The sequence below is a fragment of the Rhodococcus sp. ACS1 genome (assembly GCF_002300155.1).
Taxonomy (GTDB): Bacteria; Actinomycetota; Actinomycetes; order Mycobacteriales; family Mycobacteriaceae; genus Rhodococcus_F; species Rhodococcus_F koreensis.
On sequence record NZ_NSDZ01000024.1, the window covers coordinates 1 to 1400 of the forward strand.

A 1400-nucleotide genomic window follows, 5' to 3' on the forward strand; every position below is an offset into this window, starting at 1 on the left:
CCGCATCGCCGCGGCCGATCCGAGTGTGGACTTCGCCCTGCTGTTGGTGTGCGCGTTCGTGCCGATGGCGGCAATGGTGGTGTGGTTCTTCATGTCGATGGAGCTGTTCTTTACCCCCGACTGAACCTGTTATTCGGGTTGTTCGAGGGCGTCGGTGATGCGGTCGTGGACCGGAGGTTTCGAGGTGCTGGCCGGCGGCGTGGGCGCAGGTGTATTCGTCGGCGTTGAGCCGGATGGGGATGCGGTGGGTGGGGCCTGGGGTGGGCCTGTGGGCGAGTTCGCGTCTGAGGTGCTCACGCATTTCGCCGACGCTGAGGGTTACAAGGTCGGTGAGGATGTGAGCGCCGGTGGAGGCGGGGTCGTCGAGCAGGGCCAGGAGGAGGTGTTCGGTGCCGATTTCCTCGTGCCCGAGCAGGGCCGTCTGGCGCAGGCTGCCCTCGAGGACCTTCTTCGTCTTCGGGGTGAACGGGATGTGCCCTGCGGCCGGGGCGGAGCCCGCCGGTGCGCTGACCCCCCCGAGCTGGCTCTCGAGTGCCGGGGCGGTGACGCCCCAAAGGTCAGCGCTGCCGCTCCGGGGCCGCGGCGTCAAAGATCCCGACCAGCAGGTGTTCGGTGCCGACGGAGTTCTGGTGGTGGGTGCGGGCGGCGCCGGCAGCGAGGACGACCACTTGACGGGCTTGATCGGAGAACCTCTCGAACACCATGACGCGCTCCCTCCCCATGCGTCGCCGCGAGGGACGCGAACTACTGAATTCTCTGCTGCCCATTCTGGGCGGTGTGCAGGGGGTTATGGGTGGGATCGACGCGACCTCGGCACTCGCGGCCGTAATGGTGCTGTGACCTGGTGTGATGGCATGTCCCCGGTTTGTGATGTGGGGGTGCCGGCGACGTGTCGGGGGAGTGTCGGCGCCGGGGTGTCGGCGGGCACGCGGGTGTCTGTTTAGTCGTTTTTGAGTCGTTTTTGAAAGTTGTTGATTTGCAATATATTTGGGTAATTTATTGGTGAATAAGCGTTTACGGATGTTGTGCACAAACGTCAAGTTGTAAGGTTCTAGAATAGTTGTGGATCAACAGGTTTCGGTGTTTTAGGATTTTTGACTGTTTTGGGTTGCGTGTGGGTGTGGTGGTATGCTGTGGGTATGACATGGAGCGGCGCGGGAAGGCGAGTGGGCGGCGGGTCGGGCGCACCCTCCCCAGCCTCGTTGGGGTGTGGGGGACCGGATCGAACGTGACGAGTAAAAGTGCAGGTAAGGACCTAATCTCGGAAACTCAGAGGAGCGAAGCGACTCGATCGGCGGCAACGGGAATCGGCCCACTGCGAGCCGCGCAGCGGCTCCCTGGCGGGGAGCGAAGCGACTCGCCCCGTCTCCCGGCGCGGAGCGCCGGGAGCAGCGCCGCGG

At 64.2% G+C, this 1400-nt stretch carries 2 protein-coding genes; both read right to left on the reverse strand.

Annotated features, from left to right (window positions below):
- Positions 1–589, reverse strand: a 589-nt coding sequence (locus CJ179_RS50400) for a Clp protease N-terminal domain-containing protein (RefSeq protein WP_257016473.1), incomplete at its 3' end; no start/stop codon positions are given.
- Positions 558–704: a hypothetical protein gene (locus tag CJ179_RS53710; RefSeq protein ID WP_257016474.1), complete on the reverse strand. Its 147-nt coding sequence runs from the start codon at positions 702–704 to the stop codon at positions 558–560. The genes CJ179_RS53710 and CJ179_RS50400, both read right to left, overlap by 32 nt.
- Positions 705–1400: the final 696 nt, after the last annotated feature.

Coding starts and splice junctions, on each gene's coding strand:
- CJ179_RS53710 (WP_257016474.1), bottom strand. CDS start 704: ATGGTGTTCGAGAGGTTCTCCGATCAAGCCCGTCAAGTGGTCGTCCTC.